This window comes from Bradyrhizobium sp. CB1015 (assembly GCF_025200925.1).
Classification (GTDB): Bacteria; Pseudomonadota; Alphaproteobacteria; order Rhizobiales; family Xanthobacteraceae; genus Bradyrhizobium.
Window position 1 is genome coordinate 5675876 of the sequence record NZ_CP104174.1, and the last position, 22893, is coordinate 5698768.

Genomic DNA, 22893 nt, shown 5'->3' on the forward strand with positions numbered 1-22893 from the left:
GGGGTGTTGTAGTGAGTAGTGGGGTTTGCAGCCTGGCTGTTCTGCGTGACACAAAAATCGAGCTCGTTAGCCTGCTGGCTCAATTGAAGCGGCTCCGCGAGAGAGTACGAAGGGCGGAGGCACGGCGCTCCGGACAAAGACGACGATCAGCGTCGGCATCGCGCGCCCGAAGGCCCCGAAGGATGAAACACTAATAGTTTTCATCTCCCTTCACTGGAGCGACACCTGAACACCGTGGTTGAACGATCAGCGCGGCACTCTCACCCGTGTCAATCCGCATTCGAGTTTGCGGTCGCCAGCGCAGAGGCTGACCCCAAACGCGCTGGGTCGCACTCGGAACGATTGGCGTCGCGTGATGGGGAAGAGCGCAGCCTGAACTCTCACGCTGTAGGAGAGACGTCCTGCCGCGGCGTCCGGCAAAGGTTATACAAGCTGACCTGGCTCGGGCCATCCGTGCCGCCCAGGAAGCCGGCGCGAGCGCGGTCAACTACATCGCGCAGGCGAATCGAGGGAGGCTCAGCGGAACGGAGGGGATCGTCACGTTCGATCAGAGCCCTCGAAGGCTTTGTGCCGGCGAGAGAGGCGAACAGCGCAGGAATGGAAACATTCCAGGGGAACCCGGAAAAAGCCTAGCGACTTCAATGCAAAATGTGGGTTTATGGTGCGCTCGGAGGGACTCGAACCCCCACGGTGTTACCCACTGCCACCTCAAGGCAGCGCGTCTACCAGTTCCGCCACGAGCGCTAGGAGATGCCGGCCTGAGGCTTGAAGGCTGGCCGGATCAGCGGCCGCCGATCTAACAAATCCATCAGGGGGATACAAGCCTGCAAAGACCCTGAATTTCACAAGCTTGGAAGGAAGTTCTCACCCGCCCGGATCGGCCCTATCAGGTGCCCGGGCGCCACCCGCGTGCCTCGGCCGCTACCGGGTCCCCGGCGAGCGCGGCAGCATCTGCTTCACCTCGACCGCGATGCGGTTGCGGTCGACCAGCACGACACCGGAGGCGACAGGCAGATTATTGGCGAGCACCTTGACCTCGTCGGCCTCGGTTGCGTCCAGCTCGATGATGGCGCCGCGGGAAAGACGTAATACCTGATGGATCGGCATGGTGGTCGTCCCGAGGACGACCATGAGATCCACGGTGACTTTATCGAGAGTGGGCACTGTCAGGACCGCCGCAACTTGAGACCTAGGACTTGGGACTCTTCATTTGCTCCCGAGATCATCACCACGTTATGGTTAGCCAATGGTTAATTCGCCGCACCCCCCCCGCCAAGACCAGCGTCAAGACCAGCGCCAAGACCTCGATCTGACGTCGTTTTCCGCCGCGGGCGGCGAAGTCGTCGAATGGCGGATTTCGGACGCTCCGGTGCCCTATCCGGACGCGGTGGCCGCCATGGAGGCGCGCGTTGCGGCGATTGCCGTCGGCGAGGCGCCGGAGCTGGTCTGGCTGCTCGAGCATCCCCCGCTCTACACCTCAGGCACCTCGGGCAAGGAAAGCGACCTGCTCGATGCCCGATTCCCGACCTTCGCGACCGGGCGCGGCGGGCAGCTCACCTATCACGGACCCGGCCAGCGCGTGGCCTACATCATGCTCGACCTCAAGCGCCGCCGGCCGGACGTGCGGGCCTATGTCGCGAGCCTGGAGGAGCTGATCCTGCGCACGCTCGCCGCCTTCAACGTCCGCGGCGAGCGGCGCGAGGACCGGGTCGGCGTCTGGGTCAAGCGGCCCGACAAGGGACCTGAGCACGAAGACAAGATCGCGGCGATCGGCGTCCGCCTGAAGCGCTGGGTCTCGTTCCACGGCATCGCGATCAATGTCGAGCCGGAGCTGTCGCATTTCGCCGGCATCGTGCCCTGTGGTGTCGTCGACCCCCGCTACGGCGTCACCTCGCTGGTCGATCTCGGCCAGCTCGTGACCATGGCCGATGTCGATATCGCGCTCAGGCAGGCATTCGAAGAGCTGTTCGGACCGACCCGCGCGCTGCTGCCTGAAGCGGCTGTCTGATACTTTTTCTGTTTGAGCTGACCGCGCCTGTCTATTCTGGTGCCGCCCGCGCCTCCCCCCTCCGCCGGGAAAGCAGACCTCATGCCGGGCGAGTTGATCTTCGGCCGACTGTTCGAGCGCCAGGCATAAGGAGGGGTTGCGATCCACGCTCGCAGTGGGAGGTTCTGACCATGAAACTGTCTGCACCCATCTACCATCTGAAGCGCACGGCGAACGCCTGTCCCGCGAAGCCGGCATTCCGCTCCACGACGCACTTGACCGTGTCGCTGCGACGGAAGGGTTTTCCGCCTGGAGCATGCTGGCGGCGAAGGCAGCTGCGCTGACACCGGCTCACAAGTTGTTCCCGCAATTGCGTCCCGGCGATTTGGTGCTGGTTGGGGCTCGTCCCGGCCAGGGCAAGACGTTGATGAGCCTCGAACTGGCCCTCGAAGCCATGAAGTCCGGCCATCGCGCCGCGTTCTTCTCGCTCGAATATACCGCGAAGGATGTGCTGGCGCGTCTGCGGGTCATCGGCGTGGAGCCGGCGCAGTTCGACAAGCTGTTCGAGGTCGATTGCTCGGACGTCATCAGCGCCGACTACATCGTGAAACAAATGGCCTCGGCGCCGCGCTCGTCGTGATCGACTATCTGCAACTACTCGACCAGCGGCGGGAGAATCCCGACCTCACCGTTCAGGTGCGCGCGCTGAAATCGTTTGCACGCGACATGAGGCTGATCGTCGTCTTCATCTCGCAGATCGACCGGTCCTACGATCCCGCGGTCAAGCCACGCCCCGATCTCGGCGATGTCCGGTTGCCGAACCCGCTGGACCTGAAGCTGTTCGACAAGACGTGCTTCATCAACAACGCCGAAGTGCAGTTCCGCGCCGCGAGCTGATGGCTTCGGGCCGCGGGTGAGATTGTTCACCTGCGGCTTGCAACGTCATGCCGCCTTCAGCGTAACCTCGAGCTTGCCGGCGATGTAGCTGTGTCAAGCCGCCAAAACCGTAAGCGTCGCCCTTGACCTCGTCGACATGCAGATAGGTCTCGGGATGCAGCGGCCCCAGGATCTCGGCCATGCGCTTGAACATAGCGGCGAGATAGGCCGCCTTCTCGTCCTTGGTGTTGGTGCCCTCGGTGACGTGGATGTCGATCCAGTAGCTGGCGAGCTTCTGCTCGGCGAGCGGCTTGCCGCCGGCGAACCAGTCGCCGGCATCCACGGACTTCACGATGATCGCGGTGACCTTAGGATCCTTGTGCAGGATCTTTGCGGTGAGCTCGGATACGGCGCTCGCGATATCGGCCTTCAGCGAGGGGGACTGGCGGGACGTGGTGTAGGACGCGGTGATCAGGGGCATTGTCGTTCTCCTCGATGTGCCGCGCAATGCGTGCGGCGTCGGGAAGAAACTAGACCTGCCACTATCATTTTGGTATCTTATCAAGGCTGATACCAGTGATAACATATATTAATGAAAGCAGCACTCGACATCACCACCGTCCAGGCCTTCCTGCTGGTCGCCGACCTCCAGAGCTTTACGCGTGCCGCCGAATCGCTCGGCACGACGCAGGCCGCCGTCAGTCTCAAGCTGCAGCGGCTGGAGACCTTGCTGGACAAGCGCCTCGTCGAGCGCTCGCCGCGCGCAGTCCGCCTCACGGCCGATGGCGCCGCGTTCCTCGATCGCGCCCGCGCGCTGATGACGGCACACGATCTCGCACTGTCGGGCGACGCGCCGGCCGCGCAGTCGCTCTCGCTCGGCATTTCCGATCATGCCGCGGGGCCCGAACTGGTGCCGCTGCTCGAACGGCTGCACGCGATGTCGTCGAACCTCACCATCGCCGTCACCATCGGCTTCTCGCGCGAGATGCAGGATGCCTATGATTCGGGCGAGCTCGATGCGGTGATCGTGCGTCAGGAAGGCAGCCGCCGCGGCGGCGAAAAATTGGCCGAGGACGAGTTCGGCTGGTTCGCCGCACGCCGCTTCACCCTGCCGAAGGGGGAGCCGTTGCCGCTCGCAACCCTCGCCCCGCCCTGCGGCGTCCGCGCCGTCGCCGTGCGCGCGCTCGACAGGGCCGGCATCGGCTGGCGCGAGCGCTTCGTCGGCGGCGGCGTCACCGCGGTAGTGGCAGCCGCGCTCGCGGGTCTCGCAATTGCGCCGCTCGCGCGGCGGATCGCGCCGCCCGGGTTGACCGACGTCGGCCCTGCGCACAAGCTGCCGAAACTCGGCAGCTCGAAGGTGATGCTGCACTCGAACGTGAGCGATCCCGCCAAGCTCGCTGCGTTGCGCGCAGTGGCGGCGACATTTCGGAGCTTGCCGGCTTGAGCCCGCCTAACGCTCACAAGATCGCCTCGAACGCGCTGCGCAGCGTCTCGTGGCGGTGCCGCGGCTCAGCGCCTTGTTCGGCAGCACGCGCTGGCCGCCGGACACCGATGTCGCGGCCGGTCGGCAATGGGCCGCCGATCAGGCGCGCGGCCGGTCGTCGAGCAATCTCATGTGAGCGGAGGTCGACGCGTTGGAGCCTGATAGTCTTGCCGACGTCATCGCACCCTCCTCGACACTATTTGACCTTGCCCAGCGGCAGCAGGTTGGCGATCTTCTCGCCAAGCCGCATCAAGGCGACCAGCCGCGGCCGCGGCACTTTCAGCATCTGCACGAACCAGTGGTCGGCGAGCTCGGTGAACGCGAGCATCTCCTTCAGGCGCTTGGCTGCGACGGGACTGATGCCGGGATCGTCCGTGGCATCGGACACGCAGGCGCGCAGCACTGCGATCGCCGGGTCGATCTCCCGCTCCTTGCGCCGCGCCGCGATCCTCGCGGCAATCTCCCAGACGTCGGTCTCGGCCTCGTAATGGTCGCGGCGGTCGCCCAGGATCGGCACCCGCCGGATCAGGTTCCAGGCGAGCCGCTCCTTCAGCGAATTGGAGACGTTGGAGCGTGCCATGCCGAGCGTGTCGGCAATGTCCTCGGCCGTCATCGGCGCCTCGGCGAGATAAAGCAGCCCATGAATCTGGCTCACCGAGCGGTTGCCCCCCACTCGTCGCCCATGTCGCCCCAATGCAGGATGAAGCGTTCGACGGCGGCTGGAAGTTTCTTCTTTCCGGTTATTTCTGTCATAACAGAAATGGACGGGCGCGCCCTCTGGTCCAGAAGCTTTGCATACGGTCCGTCAGGCCTGCCTAAAAATGTCCCAGAGGGCGGGAACCATCCCGCGGTCTTCGGCGTTTGCTCCCGTCGAGGCGGGGTCCGGAATGGCCGAAAAGTTCAGTCAACAGAGAGACCTGTTCGAGAGCGAGCGCAGTTTCCGGCTGTTGGTTGAGGGCGTTGCCGATTATGCCCTCTATATGCTTGACCCAAACGGGACCATCACCAGCTGGAACATCGGCGGCGAACGCATCAAGGGTTACTCCCCCGAGGAAATCCTCGGGCAGCATTTTTCCCGTTTCTACACCGAGAGCGACCGGGCCAATGGCAAGCCGGCGCGGGCGCTCGGGATCGCGCGCGAAAAGGGCCGATACGAGGAGGAAGGCTGGCGCGTCCGCAAGGACGGCACGTTCTTCTGGGCGAGCGTCGTGATCGACCCGATCTACGAGGACGGCAGGCTGATCGGCTTCGCCAAGATCACACGCGACATCACAGAGCGCCGCAATGCCCAGCTCAAGCTCGAGGCGATGCAGAAGCAGCTGGCCGAGTCGCAGAAATTCGATGCGCTCGGACAGCTCACCGGCGGGGTCGCCCACGACTTCAACAATCTCCTGATGATCATCAGCGGCAGCCTTCACGTCTTGAAGAAGAGCGCCGCCGACGACCCCAAGCTCGAGCGCGCCATTTCGGCGATCGACACCGCGACCAAGCGCGGCGCAGCGCTGACCAACCAGCTTCTCACCTTCGCCCGGCGGCAGAGCGTCAACCCGCAGGCGATCGATTTCGCCGAACGCGTCGCGGCCATCCGCGAGGTGCTCGACGCAGGCATCGGCAGTTCCGTGCGCCTCGCCTTCGACATCCACTCCGACACCTGGCCGATCAAGGCCGACATCTCCGAGCTCGAGACCGCGCTGCTCAACCTCGTCATCAATGCCCGCGACGCGATGCCGGACGGCGGCACGGTGACGATCCGGGCGCGCAACGTCGTGCTGAACGAGGCGCCCCTCGTCGGCGATTTCGTCGCAATCGACGTCCGCGATACCGGGCTCGGAATTCCGTCCGACGTTCTCGACAAGATCTTCGAGCCGTTCTTCACGACCAAGCCGATCGGGAGAGGCACGGGCCTCGGCCTCTCGCAGGTGCACGGCTTTGCCCACCAGGCCGGCGGCACGGTGCAGGTTGCAAGCGAGCTCGGCAAGGGCACGACCTTCACTATCGTCCTGCCGCGCGGCACGGATGTGCCGTCGCGGGAGACGCCGGGAACGGCGTTCCGCGGTAGCGGCACGGTGCTGCTGGTTGAGGACAATCCCGACGTCGCTCTGGTCAGCATCGGTCTTCTGGAGCAGCTCGGCTACCAGGTGCGCCGTGTCGCCGATGCCGAGGCGGCATTGCGCGAGATCGAGAGCGACGGCGTCGATTTCGTGTTCTCGGACATCGTCATGCCCGGCAAGATGGACGGCCTCAGCCTCGCCCATCACCTCCGCCAGATCCGTCCCGGCCTGCCGATCCTGCTCGCCACCGGTTACAGCGAGGTCGCCGCCGGCGTGCGCGGCGATTTCCCGATCTTGCGCAAGCCCTACGAGATCCATGAGCTGAGCGAGGCGATCGCGAAACTGCCGAGGTGACGACTTCTTCACCTCTCCCCGCTTGCGCCAGGGCAATTGCATATGACTTGTAGCTGCGGCCGGTTCGCACGCCTCTTCCTTCGAGACGGCGCTTGCGCGCCTCCTCTCTCCATGAACACGATCAGACGACGGTGGCTGGATTGGGAACGATTTGCTGGCCGAGCTGGCGTGCCAGTTGGCGCAGGATGCGGTGCTTGGTTTCCAATACCCTGGCCTCGTATTGAGCCACACCGGTCTCGACGAAGTCGAGGCCTTTGACCATCACGCGCCAGAAGAGCGTGGCTAGTTTTCTCGCAAGGGCCTTGTTCGCTACCAAGCCGCCGCGCCGTGCCGCCATACGCCTGTAGAATCCGCCGAGCGCGACGTGTTTGCTGCGCGCCAAGGCCCGGGCCATCACACAGAAGATCTGGCCGGCTCGGTTGCGGCGGCGTTTGACTGAACCCTTGCGTTTGCCGCTTTGAGCGTTTCCGGGCGCGATCCCCAACCACGAGGTGAAGTGCTTTTCGGTCCGCCATTTGGTCAGGTCCGTGCCAACCTCGCCGATCAGCTGCAAAACACTGTACTCGCTATGAGCGGGGAGTGTCGTCAGATCCTTTGCGCCACAGATCTGCGCGAGAATGTCCCGCAGATCCGCGATATCCGGCGCGTTGACGCCAGGCCGCCTGCGCGGCTTTTCTGCCTTTGTCGAAGCCCCCGATGGCGGCGCCTTCGCGTCCGGCATCTGGCGAAGGACGACCTCAATCTGGCGATCGCAGGCGGCGATGAGGCCCTGATAATGGTCCCAGCTTTGAACGGCCTGCGCGAGGGCGAACAAGTGCTCTTCGGCCCAATTGCCGCGCAGCGATTCGACGACGCGCTCAGCCTTGGCCTTGCGGATTTGAACATCGCACAGCCCCAACAGGACCTGAGGCTCGCGTTCACCGGCAAGGATGGCCCGGATCACGGCCAGGCCGCTCGCCCCCGTCAGAGAGCTGATGACCTCGTGCAGTTTGACGTTCATCCGCTCCAGCGCTTTTTGCATGTGTTGGACATGCCCGGCAGCCGCCGCGATGTGTTCCCCGCGAAGACGCAGATAGTCCTGCAGACGGCGGACATGGGCCGGGGGAACGAAGCCCGCCCGCAGCAGGCCATGCGCATGCAGCGTGGCGCCCCACTGGCAGTCTTTCATGTCGGTCTTCCGTCCTGGAAGATTGCGTGTCTGGCGACCGTCGACCATGACCACTTCCAGGCCGGCAGCTTCCAGAACCCCATAAAGCGGCAACCAATAGACCCCAGTCGCTTCCATCGCGACCGAGCGCACCTGATGTTCGGCCAAATAGTCACGCAACGCATGCAACTGCGAGGTCACCGTGCCGAACACCGCGGGCGGCCCACCCGCAATCGACACATGCATTTTCTCGCTTCCGACATCCACAAAGGCTGCACGCGGATCCAATACCGCCAAGCCACTCATTTCCGGACTCCCATGCTGTCATCTGGTGCGAAGTCCCGCCAAGAGCCCGATCGCGTCTTAAAATTGCAAACCTCTCCAACGGGAAGCGCAATGCTCGCCAAAATGTGCAATCGCCGCGATCGGAACCAACCTCAGGACCGGGCTATCAGATGCACCAGAGGATAATGCGGCCACACTGTCTCCCGGCGGAGCCCCGCAGCCCAACCATACAGCGTTCATGGTCCGTGTGCAGCGTCCGCTTTCGGCGCTGGCGACTCAGGATGAGGCTAATCAGCATCAGTGCTCGTTGAAGCTGCTGCCGCGTACTCCGCCCGCATCCTGTGAGGAGCCCGCCCAAAGCGGGCGTCTCGAAGGATGGCCGCGGAGAAAAACTCCCGAATGCGATAGCCCTGCCGCGTGCGGGGCGACGGTGTCGATACACCTACAGCGTCGGCAGCACCGAAAACGCTTCCCCTGCCCTGCGCAAATTCAGCTCATCCACGCTTGCGGTTTCACTGGTGACACTATCGACGCGCGACGACGGCGGGCCGTGGCGGCACAGCGCGACCATGTCGGCAACGTGCGTCGGCGCGCCGGCGAACACCGCTTCCACACTGCCGTCACGGCGGTTGCGGACCCAGCCTTCGAGGCCACACGCGGTAGCCTGGGACTCCACCCAGGCCCGATAGCCGACGCCCTGCACGCGGCCGCGGATCATGACCTGGAGAATCACCCGGCTCATGTCTTCAATCCGAACCAATCGGCGCTACGCGCCTTGACCGCGGCTTCGCGCGTAACGCGGGCCATCAGCTCCGACGATGCCAGACCCTTGAGGCTTTTTGGCGCCATGCCCTCGCGCAACGCCTTCTGCGTCTCGTACACGGCTTGCGTCGCGGCGGCGATCGGCGCATGGCCCTGCAGCGCGATCCGGACGCGCTGGCCCGCGAGATAATCGAGCCCGCTCAATTCCTCCGATGCGCCGCCGAGCACGATCGGCAGACGCGTGGCGGCGGCGATCGCTTCGAGCTCGGCGCGGGACTTGATGCCGGTGAAAAACAGCGCATCGACGCCGGCCGTCTCATAAGCCTGGGCGCGGCGAACCGCATCCTCGATCGAGGTGATCGCGGCTGCGCCCGTGCGGCCCATGATGACCAGCGAGGGATCGCTGCGGCCGCCAAGCGCCGCCTTCATCTTGCCGACGCCTTCTTCGAGGGAGATCAGCTGCGCCTTCGTCTCTCCGAATGCGGCCGGCAGCAGCGTGTCCTCGATGGTGAGCCCGGCCGCGCCCGCCGTTTCCAGCTCCTGCACCGTGCGGCGCGCGTTCAGCGCATTGCCGTAGCCGTGATCGGCATCGACGAGCACCGGCAGCGCGGAGGCGCGAGACATTCGCCGCATCTGCTCGGCGAGCTCAGTGAGCGTGATCAGCGTGATATCGGGGTCGCCGAGCACGGCGAGAGAGGCCACCGATCCGCCGAACATGCCGAGCGGAAAGCCGAGATCCTCGGCAATGCGGATCGAGATCGCGTCATAGACCGAGCCGGGATGGACGCAACTTGTGCCCGACAGGATGGAGCGCAGTGTCTCGCGGCGGGATCGAAAGGCCATGATTGCCTCGCTTTCAATTCCTCATCCTGAGGAGCGCGTTCTTGCGCGCGTCTCGAAGGATGAAGGCCCGGCTGTTGGCCTCGTCCTTCGAGACGCCGCGCAGGCGCGGCTCCTCAGGGTGAGGGTCTACTATTGCGCTTTGGCGCGCTCACCCAAACTCCAGGATCAGCGCGTCGACCGCAAGCGTCGCGCCGGCGCTGGCGTGGATCTTCTTCACGGTGCCGTCCTGCTCGGCGCGCAGCACGTTCTGCATCTTCATGGCTTCGACGACGGCGAGCGTCTCGCCGGCCTTGACCTCCTGCCCCTCGCTGACCGCGATCGAGACCACGAGGCCCGGCATCGGACAGAGCAGCTTCTTGCCGCTGTCGGAGGCCGTCGTCACCGGCATCAGCCGTGCGGAGGTCGCCTCGGCCTCGGTCCAGACATAGACCGGCACCTCGACGCCCTGATGCGCGAGGCGGATGCCATTGGCGATCGGGCGGGCCTGCACGGCGACGAACTGCCCGTCGATGGTGCCCTGCCAGACCGGATCGCCCGGCTTCCATGGCGATTGCAACAGATGCGCAGTGCCGGCCTTGCCGTCGGCATCGATGAAGCGGATCGCGATCGCCTCGCCTTCGCGCGCGACCTCGAGCAGGATCTCCTGACGGTCGAGCCAGACCGCGCGACGGCGCTCGCGCTGCACGACGCGGCCGCCCATCTGGCCGGAGATCTGCCGCTTGCGCGCCCCGAGCACGTGATCGATCGCGGCGCCGACTGCGGCGATGCGCCGCGCGACCTCGCCTTCGGGCACGCGCACCGCAAAACCCTTGGGGAATTCCTCGGCGATGAAGCCGGTCGAGAGCCGGCCCTCGCGCCAGCGCGGATGATGCATAAGCGCCGAAAGGAACGGGATGTTGTGGCGGATGCCGTCGACATAGAACGAGTCGAGCGCAGTCGCCTGCGCCTCGATCGCCGCCGCGCGCGAGGGTGCATGGGTGACGAGCTTGGCGATCATCGGATCGTAATGGATCGATATCTCGCCGCCCTCCTGCACGCCGGTGTCGTTGCGGATGGTGATGCCGTCCTTGCTGGCCTCCGCCGGCGGGCGATATTTCACGAGCCGTCCGATCGAGGGCAGGAAGTTGCGGAACGGATCTTCCGCATAGAGGCGCGATTCCACCGCCCAGCCGGTCAGCGTGACGTCCTTCTGCGCGATGGCGAGCTTCTCGCCGGCGGCAACGCGGATCATCTGCTCGACGAGGTCGACGCCGGTGACGAGCTCGGTGACGGGATGCTCGACCTGGAGGCGCGTGTTCATCTCCAGGAAGTAGAAGCTCTTGTCCTGCCCTGCGACGAACTCGACCGTGCCGGCGGAATCATAGTTCACGGCCTTGGCCAGCGCGACCGCCTGCTCGCCCATCTTTCGGCGGGTCGCCTCGTCCAGCAGCGGCGACGGCGCTTCCTCGATGACCTTCTGGTTGCGGCGCTGAATCGAGCATTCGCGCTCGCCCAGATGGATCACGTTGCCATGCTTGTCGCCCAGCACCTGGATCTCGATGTGGCGGGGATCGACGATGAACTTCTCGACGAAGACGCGGTCGTCGCCGAACGAGGCCTTCGCCTCGGCCTTGGCGAGGTTGAAGCCCTCGGCGACCTCGGCCTTGGAATGGGCGATGCGCATGCCCTTGCCGCCGCCGCCGGCGGAGGCCTTGATCATGACGGGGTAGCCGATCTCGTCGGCGATGCGGACCGCGTGCTTGTCGTCCTCGATGACGCCGAGATAGCCCGGCACGGTCGAGACCTTGGCCTTGGCGGCCGCCTTCTTGGATTCGATCTTGTCGCCCATCGCGGCGATCGCGCCGGGGTTCGGACCGATGAAGACAATGCCGGCCGCTTCCAGCGCGCGCGGAAACGCTTCGCGCTCGGACAGGAAGCCGTAGCCGGGATGCACGGCCTCGGCGCCCGTCTTGCGGCAGGCCTCCACGATCTTCTCGATCACCAGATAGCTCTCGGCCGCGGCCGGCGGGCCGATCAGCACCGCCTCATCGGCCATCTCGACATGGAGGGCATCGCGGTCGGCCTCGGAATAGACCGCAACCGTCTGAATTCCCATCTTGCGGGCAGTCTTGATGACCCGGCAGGCGATTTCGCCGCGATTGGCGATCAGAATGCGTTTGAACATGCTTTTCTTGAGTCTCGACCTTGGGCGGGACCCTTCCCTGGCCGTTGGGGCCTATGGGAGGGGCCGTGTGGCTCCCGTGGTACAGCAAAATGGGCCGGAGGCAACGGTCTAAATCCGGGGTTTCTGGCGTACCAGCGCTAGACGGAAATGGGCGTGGTGAGCCCTAGGGAAGCCGTGCAGCTTCCCGAGGCTTACCGGCCTTGGCCGCGTCCCGGACCAGGCCGTGAATGAAGCTGAGCTTGGCGACCACCGCGGGCGACAGGATGAAGGGATAGAGGTCGCGCAGGCCCATGGCCCGGTTGACGCTGTTCATGGCGAAGGTGAAGGGCAGCCATGCGTCGACGAGCGCCTGGACGTCCCTTGCCTCGTAGGGGTTGAAACGGATGCGCGCCGTGAACTCCCCGTCGCGATCGACCTTGGGGCGCACCTCCATGCCGAACTCAGAGGCCATCTCCAGGGTGTCGACGATGTGGAGATAGTGCGCCCAGGTCTCGGCGAAGTCTTCCCAGGGATGCGTCGTTGCGTAGGCCGAGACGTAATTCTGCTGCCAGTCGGCCGGGGCGCCTTCGGCGTAATGGCGCTGCAGGGCCTGGCCGTAATCGGCCGTATCGTCGCCGAAGACCGCGCGGCATTCGTCGAGCTTGCCGCCGCCCTGAACCAGCACGTCCCAGAAATAATGCCCGACCTCGTGGCGGAAATGCCCTAGCAGCGTCCGGTACGGCTCGCCCATCTCGAGCCGGCGCCGCTCGCGCTCGATGTCGTCGGCCTCGGTCAGCGCGATCGTGATCAGGCCATTGTCGTGGCCGGTCATAATCCTCGTGCCGCTGTTCGGATCGTCGGCGAGGAAGTTGAAGATCAGGCCATGCTCGGGATTGTCCTGGCGGGTCTGGAGCGGCAGCTTCCAGCGGATCAGGGAATAGAATAGACGGTGTTTTGCCACCTCCAGCTCGCGCCAGCCGGCGAGCTGCGCCGGATCCGAGAGGTTTGGCACCGTCCCATTGTGGCGGCAGGCGCGGCAATAGCCGGTGCTATCGCCTGCGTCGGTCAGCCAGTTGCAGGCGTTGTACTCGGCATTCCGGCACAGCATCCGGCTTTCGCCCTTGTCGGCGAGGATCCTCCATGCCTCCCCGTCGGCCTCGATCGCCGACATCGTCTCCTTCTCCGGCAGGAAGGCGATCCGATGGCCGCAGCGTTCGCAGGCGCGGTTCTCGAAATAGAGGACGTTGCCGCAGGCCTGGCAGACAAAGAGCTTCAAGATTTAGCCTCAAGCTTATGAGAGAGCTGGCGCCTCGCGACGACGCCTCAATCAGCCGATCGTTCCAGTATTCGGAACAAATTGCCAGACCGGACGTTGCCACCGCGTACTTCTCCACGTTCAGCCACGCGCCCCCATTTCCGGGCACCACCTGCCCTCTAAACAATGGCCATCACGCCCCGTCTGTGTGAATATCGGTCCGGCACGTGCGCACCTGCATGACAACGGCCGATGCCTTGAACGATCCCTTGCCCGAAACCATCGCCGCCGAAAGGCTGCGCCAGCACCTCGAAGACGTCGCGCGTGAGCGCGACAACGCCTATCGCGCGCTGCAGGAGCGCGAGGCCGAGCTGGCGCGCATCCAGCGCATCGGCAAGGTCGGTGGCGTCGAGGTCGATTTCCGCGAAGGCTTCAAGAACCGTCGCTCGCCCGAATATTTGATGATCCACGGCCTTCCGCCGGAAGCCGCCGAGGAGTCCCACGAGGATTGGGTCAACCGCATCCATCCCGACGACCGCGACGCCGCCGTCAAGCATTTCTTCGAAGCTCTCGCCGGAGCGAGCGGAGACTACAGCGCCGAATACCGCATCATCCGCCCCAGCGACGGCGAGACCCGCTGGATCCGGGTGGTCGCCAAGATCGAGCGCGACAAGGATGGCCGCGCCATCCGGCTCGTCGGCGCCCATATCGACATGACCGATCAGGCGCTGGCGCGCGAGACGCTGCGCGAAAGCGAGGAGCGCTTCCGGCTGATCGCCGACAGCGCGCCGGTGCCGATCTGGGTCACCAAGCTCGACCGCAAGCGGTCCTTCGCCAACCAGGCCTATGTCGATTTCGTCGGCCTGCCCTATGATCAGGCCATCGATTTCGACTGGCGCAAGGTGCTGCATCCCGACGACCTGCCGCACGTGCTGCAGCAATCCGTCCAGGGCGAAGCGTCCCTCAAGCCCTTCGTGCTGGAAGCACGTTACAAGAACGCCAGCGGCGAATGGCGCTGGCTGCGCTCGGAATCGCAGCCGCGCTGGGATGCGACCGGCAAGCATATCGGCTTCATCGGCGTGGCCCACGACGTCACCGTCGCCAAGCAGGCCGAGATCGAGCTCAGGCGGCTGAACGAGACGCTGGAAGAGCGTATTGCCGAGCGCACCGCCGAGCTCGAAGCCAACGAGGCGCGGCTGCGCGCGATCCTGGAGACCAGCAATCAGTATCAGGGCCTGGTCAATCTCGAGGGCGAACTGGTCTACGCCAACAAGACCGCGCTCGCCGGCATCAAGGCGAATTCCGCGGATGTGATCGGAAAGCCGTTCTGGGACACGCCCTGGTTCACCGGCACCGACGGTATGAGTGCCGCCGTGCGCGAGGCCTTCGAGACGGTGCTCAAAGGCGAACCTGTGCGGCTGGAGATGCGCCTGCGCCTGCCCGTCGGCGAGCGCGATTTCGACTTCGGCATGCGCCCCGTGCTCGACCGCCACGGCAACATCACCGGCGCCGTGCCCGAGGCCGTCGACATCACCGAGCGTCGTCGCGGCGAGGAAGCGCTGCGGCAGTCGCAGAAGATGGAGGCGATCGGCCAGCTCACCGGTGGCGTCGCGCACGACTTCAACAACCTCCTCACCATCATCCGCTCGGCGACCGATTTCCTGCGTCGGCGCGAGCTGCCGGAGGAGCGCCGCCGCCGCTACGTCGATGCCATCTCCGAGACGGTCGAGCGAGCCTCCAAGCTGACCGCGCAGCTTCTGGCCTTCGCGCGCCGGCAGCCGCTCAAGCCGCAGATCTTCAACGTGGGCAGTCAGGTCGAGGGCGTGGCGCAGCTGGTCCGGCCGCTGGTCGGCGGCCGCATCGAGATCGCCATGGAGATTCAGGATGCCGATTGCTTCACGGTGGCCGACATCGCCCAGTTCGAGGCCGCGCTGATCAACCTCGCCATCAACGCCCGCGATGCCATGGACGGCGAAGGCCGCCTCACCATCGCCGTGCGCAAGGTCTCGGGAATACCGAGCCTGCGCGCACAATCGGCGCGCCGCGGCGACTATGTCGCGATCTCCGTCACCGACACCGGCAGTGGTATCGCGCCGGAACATCTCGACGCGATCTTCGAGCCGTTCTTCACCACCAAGGAGGTCGGCAAGGGCACCGGCCTCGGCCTCAGCCAGGCCTTCGGCTTCGCAAAGCAGTCCGAGGGCGACATTGCGGTGACGAGCACGCCGGGCAAGGGCGCGACCTTCACCATCTATCTGCCGCAGGCGCAAAGCCCGGCGACGGACAAGGAAGCCGCGGCGCTGAGCCACGAGGCGGCCACGACAGGGCGTGGCTATCGCGTGCTCGTGGTCGAGGACGATGACGAGGTCGGCCGCTTCTCCACCGAGCTCTTGGAGGATCTCGGCTATGTCGTCCGCCGCGTCGCCAATGCGAACGCGGCGCTGGCGATCCTCGGCGAGAATGAATTTGCCGTCGACCTCGTGTTCTCCGACGTCATCATGCCCGGAATGAACGGCGTCGAGCTCGCCGGAATCATCCGCGAGCGCTATCCGGGCCTGCCCGTGGTGCTCACCTCCGGCTACAGCAACGTGCTCGCCGAGAACGCCCACCGCGGATTCGAGCTGATCCAGAAGCCCTATTCGGTGGAATCGCTCTCGCGCATCCTGCGCAAGGCGATCACGGAGAAGCTATCGGTGGCAAGGTGAGTGTCACATTCGCGAGAAGCAGTCACGAATTCCGTCATTGCGAGCGCAGCGAAGCAATCCAGACTGTTGCCGCGGCAAGACTCTAGGGGAAGACAGCCGTTCCCGCATCGGTTATCGGTGCCGAATGACTGACCGAACCTCAAGGACTGACCGTGCCGTCTGACGCCATCTGGGCCTGGAGCATCATCGCCGTCGCGACCGCAGGCGTCATCATCCGGCCCTTATCCCTGCCCGAGGCGATCTGGGCGGTGATCGGCGCGAGCGCCCTGGTGCTATCAGGCTTGCTGCCGTGGCAGGACGCGCTTGTCGGCATCGAGAAAGGCGTCGACGTCTATCTGTTCCTGATCGGCATGATGCTGATCGCCGAGCTGGCGCGGCTCGAAGGCCTGTTCGATTATCTGGCCGCGTTCGCGGTCGAGCATGCACGCGGCTCGCCGCAGCGGCTGTTCCTGCTGATCTATCTGGTCGGGACATTCGTGACGGTGCTGCTCTCGAACGACGCCACCGCGATCGTGTTGACGCCCGCGGTCTACGCCGCGACGCGCGCGGCCGGCGCCAAGCCGCTCCCCTACCTCTTCGTCTGTGCCTTCATTGCCAATGCCGCAAGCTTCGTCCTGCCGATCTCCAATCCGGCCAACCTCGTCGTGTTCGGCAAGAACATGCCGCATCTGGGGACTTGGCTGCGCCAGTTCGCTCTGCCGTCGCTTGCCTCGATTGTTCTCACCTATATCGCCCTACGTCTCGCCTTGCGTCGCGAGCTGAACGACGAAACCCTCGAAACGCGGGTGCCTCATCCCAAACTCAGCCGCGGTGGCCTGTTGACGGCCTATGGCATCGGCGCCATCGGCATCGTGCTGATCTGGGCCTCGGCCCTCGACCTGCAATTGGGCCTGCCGACCTTCATCTGCGGCGTGGCGACGGCCGCTCTCGTGCTGCTGATCGGCCGGCAATCGCCCTTGCCCGTGCTGCACGGCGTCTCCTGGAGCGTGCTGCCGCTGGTCGGCGGGCTCTTTGTCATGGTGGAAGCGCTGGTGAAGACCGGCGTGATCGCGCAGCTGAGCGCGCTGCTGCACCAGGCTGTGGCGCAGTCCGTGACGGAAGCCGCCTGGAGCGTCGGCATCGCCACCGCGCTCGCCGACAACATCGCCAACAATCTTCCGGTCGGCCTCATCGCCGGCTCCGTCGCCGCCAACGATCATCTGCCCGCACCGGTGGTCAGCGCCATCCTGATCGGCGTCGATCTCGGCCCCAATCTGTCGGTGACCGGATCGCTCGCCACCATTCTCTGGCTGGTCGCGCTCCGGCGCGAGAAGATCGAGGTCGGCGCCTGGCCGTTCCTCAAGCTCGGTCTGCTGGTGACGCCGCCTGCCCTGATCGCGGCGTTAGCCGCCGCGATCAGATAGCACTCATCTTCAGTCGTTCTCGTAGCCGTAGACTTCCGGCAGGATGAAGATTGCCGCGAGCAATCCAATCAGCGGGAAGATGGCGACGAACAGCGTGGCGTTGGCCTGACCGATCGCGGCGAACAGCGAGGGGAACAGGAAGATCGCCAGAAACGACGGCAGCTTCACGAACATGTAGGCGAAGCCGCTGGCGGTGCCGCGATATTTCGGCTTCGCGACCATGGTCGGGATCGTCATGCAGTTCGAGGCGTCCCAGTAATGGCCCCACAGCATGGCGGCGGCCGCGAACGGCAGCAGCATCTTGTTGTCGGTGTAGAGCGCGAAGGCGGCGACCAAAAGCGAGGCCAGCACGATGCCGAAGCCCGCGATGGCGATGCCGCGATGGCCGATCTTCGGCGTCAGCAGCGGGCCGACCCAGCCGGACAGAGCGGCGAAGCAGAACAATCCCATCGTCACCAGGTTGTTGCCGAGCACGCTCGACACGCCGACCATCACGAACAGCACTGGCAGGTAGAACGCGAAGGTCGAGAATTCGCTCCCTTGCGCGAAGCAGGCGATCCAGCCGTACAGCGTGGCGCGCCAGCGGATCGGATCCTTCCTGAGGTCGGCCAGGAACGCGCGGGTGGAGACCTTCGGCACCTCGACGTCCCGATCCGGCAGCATATCGAGGTTGTCGTTGAACATCTCGCGCGCGACCTGCTTGGCCTCGCGATAGCGGCCCTTTTGCACCAGCCACACCGCCGTCTCCGGCACGTCGTGACGCATGATGAGAATGATCAGCGCCGGCACCGCACCGAGACCGAGCGTCACGCGCCACAGCATCTCGTGGTTCATGTCGACCAGGAGGAAGATCACGATGACGCCGATGGTGAGCACTTCACCGACGGCGAACATGAACTGCCAGCGGTTGCCCATGACCTCGCGCTCGCCCTTGGCCATGGATTCCATGATGTAGGTGTAGCCGGTCGAGATGTCGGAGCCGAGCGGAATGCCGAGCAGGAAGCGGATGACAACGAGCCAACCGACGCTGGGCACGAAGGCCTGCGCCAGCGCCAGCACGATGAACAGCACCATCGTCACCAGGAACATCACGCGGCGGCCGATCTTGTCGGACAGCCAGCCGCCGAGCAGCGCGCCGATCAGGGCACCGCCTTGCGTGCCCGCCGCAGCGAGGCCGAGCATCAACGGATCGGGATTGTACTGCTCCTTGATGAAGATCAGCACGAAGGCGATCGAATAGAGATCCCAGGCCTCGACCAGGATGGAGGCCATCATCAGCCAGCCGACCTTGTTGCCCTTGGGACTGTAGTTCGTGATGAGGTAGCGGACCGCGGCTTCGCTCGCGGTGGCTTGTGGCATCGCCATCGTTGACATTCTTCTTCCTTTCTTCAGAACTCTCTAAAAAGCGCGATGAGATCAGGATCTCATCGCGCTTTGGCTTGTTGTCTTGAGCATGATCTCTTCGGAAAACCGCTCCACACTTTGCGCTAACGCGGCCCTTCGGGTCCGGATCATGCTCTACGCGCCGAGCAGCGGCTCGATGCTGCAATCGAGCAGGCGCGGATCGATCCCCGCCTCCATGCCGGTGAACATCTCGCCCATGTAGTCGATCAGGGCATCGCTGGCCTTCACGGCGTCGTCGACGCGGCGGTTGGCGACGGCATTGAGAATGGCGAGATGGTGATCGATCGTGCCTGACAGATCCGCCTGCCCCGGCATGAAGCGATGGTGGATGTAGCCGATGCGCCGATACAGCGTGTGCAGCGGCCGCAGCGTGTGCACCAGGAACGGCTCGCCCGCGGCCTCCAGCACAAGCGCGTCGATGCGGCGGTCGAGATGATTGAATTCGTCGAGAGTCAGACTGGCGCGGCGCTCGCGCAATAGACGCTCGATGTGCAGCGCCTGATTGCGATGCGACAGGCTGGCGCGATCGGCCGCGAGGCGGATGACGAAGCGCTCCATGTCGCGGCGCAGGCCGAGCAGCATGCGTTCGCGCGCCAGATCGATCGGCGCGATGGTGAGGCCATGACGGGGCCGGATGATGATGAGAGTGTCGGCGGAGAGACGATTGACGGCGTGATGCACCGGCGTGCGGCCAAAACCGGTGATTTGCTGCAATTCCAGCATGGTCATGAATTGGCCGGGCTTGAGCTCGCAATGAACCAGGAGCTCTTCGATCCTTTGATAGGCCAACTCGAAAAAATTGAGACGGTTGCTACGGGAGCGCCGGCCTTCGCCCTCGTCGTCGTCTTTCACCACTTCGAGCGCGCGCTTGCGTCGTGCCATGTCGTCCTCCCGTCAGCCCGCGCTCTCGTTGCAGGATGGCGCCTTGTTGTGGCACCCTTAAAACATGTTGTGATATATTACAAGCAGGCGTAAGACGTCGGCACGACCTGCAACATGTTGCAGCGCAAAATGAGACGTCGGGTGCGAAGCGCCTTTCGATGGGAGGATAATTGCCGTGAAGATCACGTCGATCGAAACACTGCGCACCGAGGAATTTTCCAACGTCATTTGGATCCGCATCCACACCGACACTGGTCTGATCGGTCTCGGCGAAACCTTTTATGGCGCCGGCGCCGTCGAAGCGCAGATCCACGACACCTTTGCCGGCCGCCTGCTCGGCCGCAATCCCCTGCATATCGAAGCGATCCATCGCGACATGCTGAACCTGCCGATGGCGCAGTCCTCCACCGGCGTCGAATACCGCGCGGCATCCGCGATCGACATCGCGCTGTGGGACCTGTTCGGCAAGGTCTGCAATCAGCCGGTGCACCAGATGCTCGGCGGCCTCTGCCGCGACAAGCAGCGCATCTACAACACCTGCGCCGGCACGCAATATGTGCGCTCGACCAACATTAGCCCGGTCGCCAACTGGAATCTCGGCGCCTCAAAGGGGCCCTATGAAGATCTCGACGGCTTCATGAACCACGCCGATGCGCTGGCCGAGAGTCTCTTGGAGAGCGGCATCTCCGCGATGAAGATCTGGCCGTTCGATCCGGCGGCGCAGGAGAACAAGGGCCTCTACATCACCGCATCGCAGATGAAGCAGGCGATCGAGCCGTTCGAGAAGATCCGGAAAGCGGTCGGCGACAAGATGGAGATCATGGTCGAGCTCCATTCGCTGTGGAATCTGCCGACCGCCAAGCAGATCGCCCGTGCGCTCGAGCCGTACAAGCCGACCTGGTACGAGGACCCGATCCGGATGAACTCGCCGCAGGCGCTCGCCGAATATGCCCGCTCGACCGACGTCTGGGTCTGCGCCAGCGAGACGCTGGGCTCGCGCTTCCCCTACAAGGATATGCTCGACCGCGACGCCATGCATGTGGTGATGGCCGATCTGTGCTGGACCGGGGGTCTCACCGAAGGCCGCAAGATCGCGGCGATGGCCGAGACCTATCACCGGCCTTTTGCTCCTCATGACTGCATTGGCCCGATCGGCTTCATCGCCGCCATCCACATGTCCTTCAGCCAGCCCAACACCCTGATCCAGGAATCGGTGCGCGCCTTCTACAAAGGCTGGTACAATGAGCTCGTCACCACGATGCCCACCATCAAGGACGGCTACGTCTTTCCGATGGAAGGCCCCGGCCTTGGCGTCGACCTTCTGCCTGCTGTCTTCGAGCGCACCGATCTCACCGTGCGCCGCTCCAACGCTTGAGGATCTATTGAGATGAGCACTTCCCTCTTCGATCTTTCCGGCCGCACCGCGCTCGTGACCGGCTCCTCCCGCGGCCTCGGTCGAGCCATTGCCGAGGGCATGGCCAAGGCCGGCGCGAAGATCATCATCAACGGCGTCGATCCCAAGCGCGTCGAGCAGGCCGTCGCCGAATTTCGTGCCGCCGGCCATCAGGCCGAAGGCGCCGCCTTCAACGTCACCGATGAGCCCGCAATCGTCGCCGCGTTCAACGAGTTCGACAGACAAGGCCTCGCCGTCGACATCCTCGTCAACAATGCCGGCATCCAACACCGCAAGCCGCTGGTGGAATTCACCACCGACGAATGGCGCAAGGTGATCGAGACCAACCTCACCAGCGCCTTCGTGATCGGCCGCGAGGCGGCCAAGCGCATGATCCCGCGCAAGCACGGCAAGATCATCAACATCGGCTCGCTCGGGAGCGAGCTCGCGCGTCCCACCATCGCGCCCTACACCGCGGCCAAGGGCGGCATCAAGAACCTGACCCGTTCGATGGCGGTGGAATGGGCCCAGCACGGCATCCAGGCCAATGCGATCGGCCCCGGCTACATGCTCACCGACATGAACGAGGCGCTGGTCAACAACGCCGATTTCAACAACTGGCTGATGGGCCGCATTCCCTCCAAGCGCTGGGGCAAGCCGGACGAGCTGGTGGGCGCCGCGATCTTCCTCGCCTCGAATGCGTCGACCTACGTCAACGGCCAGATCATCTATGTCGATGGCGGCATGATCGCCGCGATGTGATCGCCAAGATAGCGAGCCAAGACAGCCAAGGAGCAAGCCATGCGCGCCGTCGTCATCCACGCCCCGAAGGACCTGCGGATCGACAGCTACGCCGATCCGGCCCCCGGCCCTGGCGAGGTCCGCGTCAAGATCGCCAATGGCGGGATCTGCGGCTCCGACCTGCACTACTACCATCACGGCGGTTTCGGCGTGGTGCGGATCCAGCAACCGATGGCGCTGGGCCATGAGATCGCCGGCGTCGTCGCTGATGTCGGTGACGGCGTCACCAGCGTCAAGCCGGGCGCGCGCGTCGCCGTCAACCCGAGCAAGCCGTGCGGGGCTTGCCTGCATTGCCAGGAAGGCCTGCGCAACCAGTGCCTCGACATGCGCTTCCTCGGGAGCGCGATGCGCTTTCCCCATGTGCAGGGCGGCTTTCGCGAGTTCATCACGATCGACGCCACGCAGGCCGTGCCGGTCGCAGACAAGCTCTCGCTGGCAGAAGCTGCCGTCGCCGAGCCGCTCGCGGTGTGCCTGCACGCCGGCAAGCAGGCCGGTCCCCTGCTCGGCAAGCGCGTGCTGATCACCGGCTGCGGTCCGATCGGCGCGCTGATGATTTTGGTCTCACGTTTCGGCGGCGCGTCGGAGATCGTTGTCACCGATGTGGCCGAGGCGCCGCTCGCGGTCGCGAAAAAGCTCGGCGCCACGCATGCCATCAACGTCGCGACCAATGCCATCGCGCTCGATCCCTGGCGCGCCGGCAAGGGCCTGTTCGACACGCTGTTCGAGGCGTCCGGCAACCAGGCAGCGCTCCGCACCGCGCTCGACGTGCTCAGGCCCGGCGCCACGCTGGTGCAACTCGGCCTCGGCGGCGAGATGACGCTGCCGATCAACTCGATCGTCGCCAAGGAATTGCAGCTGCGCGGCACCTTCCGCTTCGATCCCGAGTTCGAGCTCGCGGTGCGCCTGATGGGCGAAGGCCTGATCGACGTCAAGCCGCTGATCACGGCCACCATGCCGTTCGAGAACGCGGTCGCCGCCTTCGAGCTCGCCACCGACCGCTCGCAGTCGATGAAGGTGCAGCTGACGTTCTGAGGGTGACGCGGCTTGCTTCACCTCTCGCGTAGCAGGACTATCGCATTTGAGAGCTTTTCCCTGCAGCCATCCTTCGAGACGCCCGCC

17 protein-coding genes, 1 tRNA gene and 2 pseudogenes are annotated in these 22893 nt (G+C 64.7%); 9 read left to right on the forward strand and 11 right to left on the reverse strand.

What is annotated here, in order from left to right:
* Positions 1 to 659 precede the first annotated feature (659 nt).
* Positions 660 to 744 (reverse strand) — tRNA-Leu (locus tag N2604_RS26425).
* Positions 745 to 921: 177 nt separating this feature from the next.
* Positions 922 to 1164: a FliM/FliN family flagellar motor switch protein gene (locus tag N2604_RS26430; protein WP_018647371.1), complete on the reverse strand. Its 243-nt coding sequence runs from the start codon at positions 1162 to 1164 to the stop codon at positions 922 to 924.
* Positions 1165 to 1246: 82 nt separating this feature from the next.
* Here N2604_RS26430 and lipB point away from each other — a divergent pair, with 82 nt between their 5' ends.
* Positions 1247 to 2008 carry a lipoyl(octanoyl) transferase LipB gene (lipB, locus tag N2604_RS26435; protein WP_260371069.1) on the forward strand — a complete coding sequence of 254 codons (762 nt, stop codon included), beginning with the start codon at positions 1247 to 1249 and terminating at the stop codon, positions 2006 to 2008.
* A 170-nt stretch (positions 2009 to 2178) separates the two neighbouring features.
* A pseudogene (locus N2604_RS26440) lies at positions 2179 to 2884 on the forward strand (DNA helicase).
* Here the strand turns inward: N2604_RS26440 and N2604_RS26445 are convergent.
* On the reverse strand, positions 2847 to 3344 hold the full coding sequence (locus tag N2604_RS26445; RefSeq protein ID WP_260371070.1) for a 4-oxalocrotonate tautomerase family protein: 498 nt from the start codon (positions 3342 to 3344) through the stop codon (positions 2847 to 2849). The pseudogene N2604_RS26440 and the gene N2604_RS26445 sit on opposite strands and share 38 nt — an antisense overlap.
* Before the next feature lie 111 nt (positions 3345 to 3455).
* Here N2604_RS26445 and N2604_RS26450 point away from each other — a divergent pair, with 111 nt between their 5' ends.
* The gene (locus tag N2604_RS26450; protein ID WP_260371071.1) at positions 3456 to 4307 is read left to right on the forward strand and encodes a LysR substrate-binding domain-containing protein; all 852 of its coding nucleotides are present in this window, start codon (positions 3456 to 3458) and stop codon (positions 4305 to 4307) included.
* A gap of 235 nt (positions 4308 to 4542) precedes the next feature.
* On the opposite strand, the pseudogene N2604_RS26455 reads toward N2604_RS26450, so the two are convergent.
* A pseudogene (locus N2604_RS26455) lies at positions 4543 to 5099 on the reverse strand (GbsR/MarR family transcriptional regulator).
* 134 nt (positions 5100 to 5233) lie between these two features.
* Between N2604_RS26455 and N2604_RS26460 the strand changes: the two are divergent.
* Positions 5234 to 6751: a PAS domain-containing sensor histidine kinase gene (locus tag N2604_RS26460; RefSeq protein ID WP_260371072.1), complete on the forward strand. Its 1518-nt coding sequence runs from the start codon at positions 5234 to 5236 to the stop codon at positions 6749 to 6751.
* 121 nt (positions 6752 to 6872) lie between these two features.
* On the opposite strand, the gene N2604_RS26465 is transcribed toward N2604_RS26460, so the two are convergent.
* The 5 genes from N2604_RS26465 to N2604_RS26485 form a co-directional block, all read right to left on the reverse strand.
* Positions 6873 to 8204, reverse strand: coding sequence for an IS110 family transposase (locus N2604_RS26465; protein WP_260371073.1), 1332 nt, complete (start codon positions 8202 to 8204; stop codon positions 6873 to 6875).
* A 421-nt stretch (positions 8205 to 8625) separates the two neighbouring features.
* A complete protein-coding gene (locus N2604_RS26470) occupies positions 8626 to 8925 on the reverse strand; it encodes an acylphosphatase (protein ID WP_260371074.1) in 300 nt (99 codons plus the stop codon).
* Positions 8922 to 9788 carry an oxaloacetate decarboxylase gene (locus N2604_RS26475; protein WP_260371075.1) on the reverse strand — a complete coding sequence of 289 codons (867 nt, stop codon included), beginning with the start codon at positions 9786 to 9788 and terminating at the stop codon, positions 8922 to 8924. Before N2604_RS26475 ends, N2604_RS26470 begins: the two co-directional genes overlap by 4 nt.
* A 148-nt stretch (positions 9789 to 9936) precedes the next feature.
* Positions 9937 to 11952, reverse strand: a complete 2016-nt coding sequence (locus N2604_RS26480) for an acetyl/propionyl/methylcrotonyl-CoA carboxylase subunit alpha (RefSeq protein WP_260371076.1) — start codon at positions 11950 to 11952, stop codon at positions 9937 to 9939.
* A 163-nt stretch (positions 11953 to 12115) separates the two neighbouring features.
* A complete protein-coding gene (locus N2604_RS26485; protein ID WP_260371077.1) occupies positions 12116 to 13207 on the reverse strand; it encodes a putative zinc-binding metallopeptidase in 1092 nt (363 codons plus the stop codon).
* Positions 13208 to 13413: 206 nt separating this feature from the next.
* Between N2604_RS26485 and N2604_RS26490 the strand changes: the two genes are divergently transcribed.
* Both N2604_RS26490 and N2604_RS26495 read left to right on the forward strand, forming a co-directional pair.
* On the forward strand, positions 13414 to 15891 hold the full coding sequence (locus N2604_RS26490; protein WP_260371078.1) for a PAS domain-containing sensor histidine kinase: 2478 nt from the start codon (positions 13414 to 13416) through the stop codon (positions 15889 to 15891).
* A 152-nt stretch (positions 15892 to 16043) separates the two neighbouring features.
* Positions 16044 to 17294, forward strand: a complete 1251-nt coding sequence (locus N2604_RS26495; RefSeq protein WP_260371079.1) for an arsenic transporter — start codon at positions 16044 to 16046, stop codon at positions 17292 to 17294.
* Between the two features lie 9 nt (positions 17295 to 17303).
* Here the strand turns inward: N2604_RS26495 and N2604_RS26500 are convergent, their stop codons facing one another.
* Complete coding sequence (locus N2604_RS26500; protein ID WP_311739666.1) at positions 17304 to 18668, reverse strand: MFS transporter; 1365 nt, start codon at positions 18666 to 18668, stop codon at positions 17304 to 17306.
* 144 nt (positions 18669 to 18812) lie between these two features.
* Complete coding sequence (locus N2604_RS26505) at positions 18813 to 19580, reverse strand: GntR family transcriptional regulator (RefSeq protein WP_260371081.1); 768 nt, start codon at positions 19578 to 19580, stop codon at positions 18813 to 18815.
* A gap of 175 nt (positions 19581 to 19755) precedes the next feature.
* Here N2604_RS26505 and N2604_RS26510 point away from each other — a divergent pair, with 175 nt between their 5' ends.
* Genes N2604_RS26510 through N2604_RS26520 form a run of 3 tightly spaced genes read left to right on the forward strand, consistent with a single transcriptional unit; the run spans position 19756 to position 22806 of the window.
* Complete coding sequence (locus N2604_RS26510; protein WP_260371082.1) at positions 19756 to 20955, forward strand: mandelate racemase/muconate lactonizing enzyme family protein; 1200 nt, start codon at positions 19756 to 19758, stop codon at positions 20953 to 20955.
* Between the two features lie 12 nt (positions 20956 to 20967).
* Positions 20968 to 21735 (forward strand): SDR family oxidoreductase, encoded by a 768-nt coding sequence (locus N2604_RS26515; RefSeq protein WP_260371083.1) that lies wholly within the window; start codon positions 20968 to 20970, stop codon positions 21733 to 21735.
* 39 nt (positions 21736 to 21774) lie between these two features.
* A complete protein-coding gene (locus N2604_RS26520; RefSeq protein WP_260371084.1) occupies positions 21775 to 22806 on the forward strand; it encodes an L-idonate 5-dehydrogenase in 1032 nt (343 codons plus the stop codon).
* Positions 22807 to 22893 lie beyond the last annotated feature (87 nt).

What these genes read in the sequence shown, in the direction of transcription:
- N2604_RS26445 (WP_260371070.1), bottom strand. Translation starts at nt 3,344, where the DNA reads ATGCCCCTGATCACCGCGTCCTACACCACGTCCCGCCAGTCCCCCTCG.
- N2604_RS26520 (WP_260371084.1), top strand. Translation starts at nt 21,775, where the DNA reads ATGCGCGCCGTCGTCATCCACGCCCCGAAGGACCTGCGGATCGACAGC.
- N2604_RS26460 (WP_260371072.1), top strand. Translation starts at nt 5,234, where the DNA reads ATGGCCGAAAAGTTCAGTCAACAGAGAGACCTGTTCGAGAGCGAGCGC.
- N2604_RS26500 (WP_311739666.1), bottom strand. Translation starts at nt 18,668, where the DNA reads ATGTCAACGATGGCGATGCCACAAGCCACCGCGAGCGAAGCCGCGGTC.
- N2604_RS26475 (WP_260371075.1), bottom strand. Translation starts at nt 9,788, where the DNA reads ATGGCCTTTCGATCCCGCCGCGAGACACTGCGCTCCATCCTGTCGGGC.
- N2604_RS26470 (WP_260371074.1), bottom strand. Translation starts at nt 8,925, where the DNA reads ATGAGCCGGGTGATTCTCCAGGTCATGATCCGCGGCCGCGTGCAGGGC.
- N2604_RS26480 (WP_260371076.1), bottom strand. Translation starts at nt 11,952, where the DNA reads ATGTTCAAACGCATTCTGATCGCCAATCGCGGCGAAATCGCCTGCCGG.
- N2604_RS26515 (WP_260371083.1), top strand. Translation starts at nt 20,968, where the DNA reads ATGAGCACTTCCCTCTTCGATCTTTCCGGCCGCACCGCGCTCGTGACC.
- N2604_RS26505 (WP_260371081.1), bottom strand. Translation starts at nt 19,580, where the DNA reads ATGGCACGACGCAAGCGCGCGCTCGAAGTGGTGAAAGACGACGACGAG.
- N2604_RS26465 (WP_260371073.1), bottom strand. Translation starts at nt 8,204, where the DNA reads ATGAGTGGCTTGGCGGTATTGGATCCGCGTGCAGCCTTTGTGGATGTC.
- lipB (WP_260371069.1), top strand. Translation starts at nt 1,247, where the DNA reads ATGGTTAATTCGCCGCACCCCCCCCGCCAAGACCAGCGTCAAGACCAG.
- N2604_RS26450 (WP_260371071.1), top strand. Translation starts at nt 3,456, where the DNA reads ATGAAAGCAGCACTCGACATCACCACCGTCCAGGCCTTCCTGCTGGTC.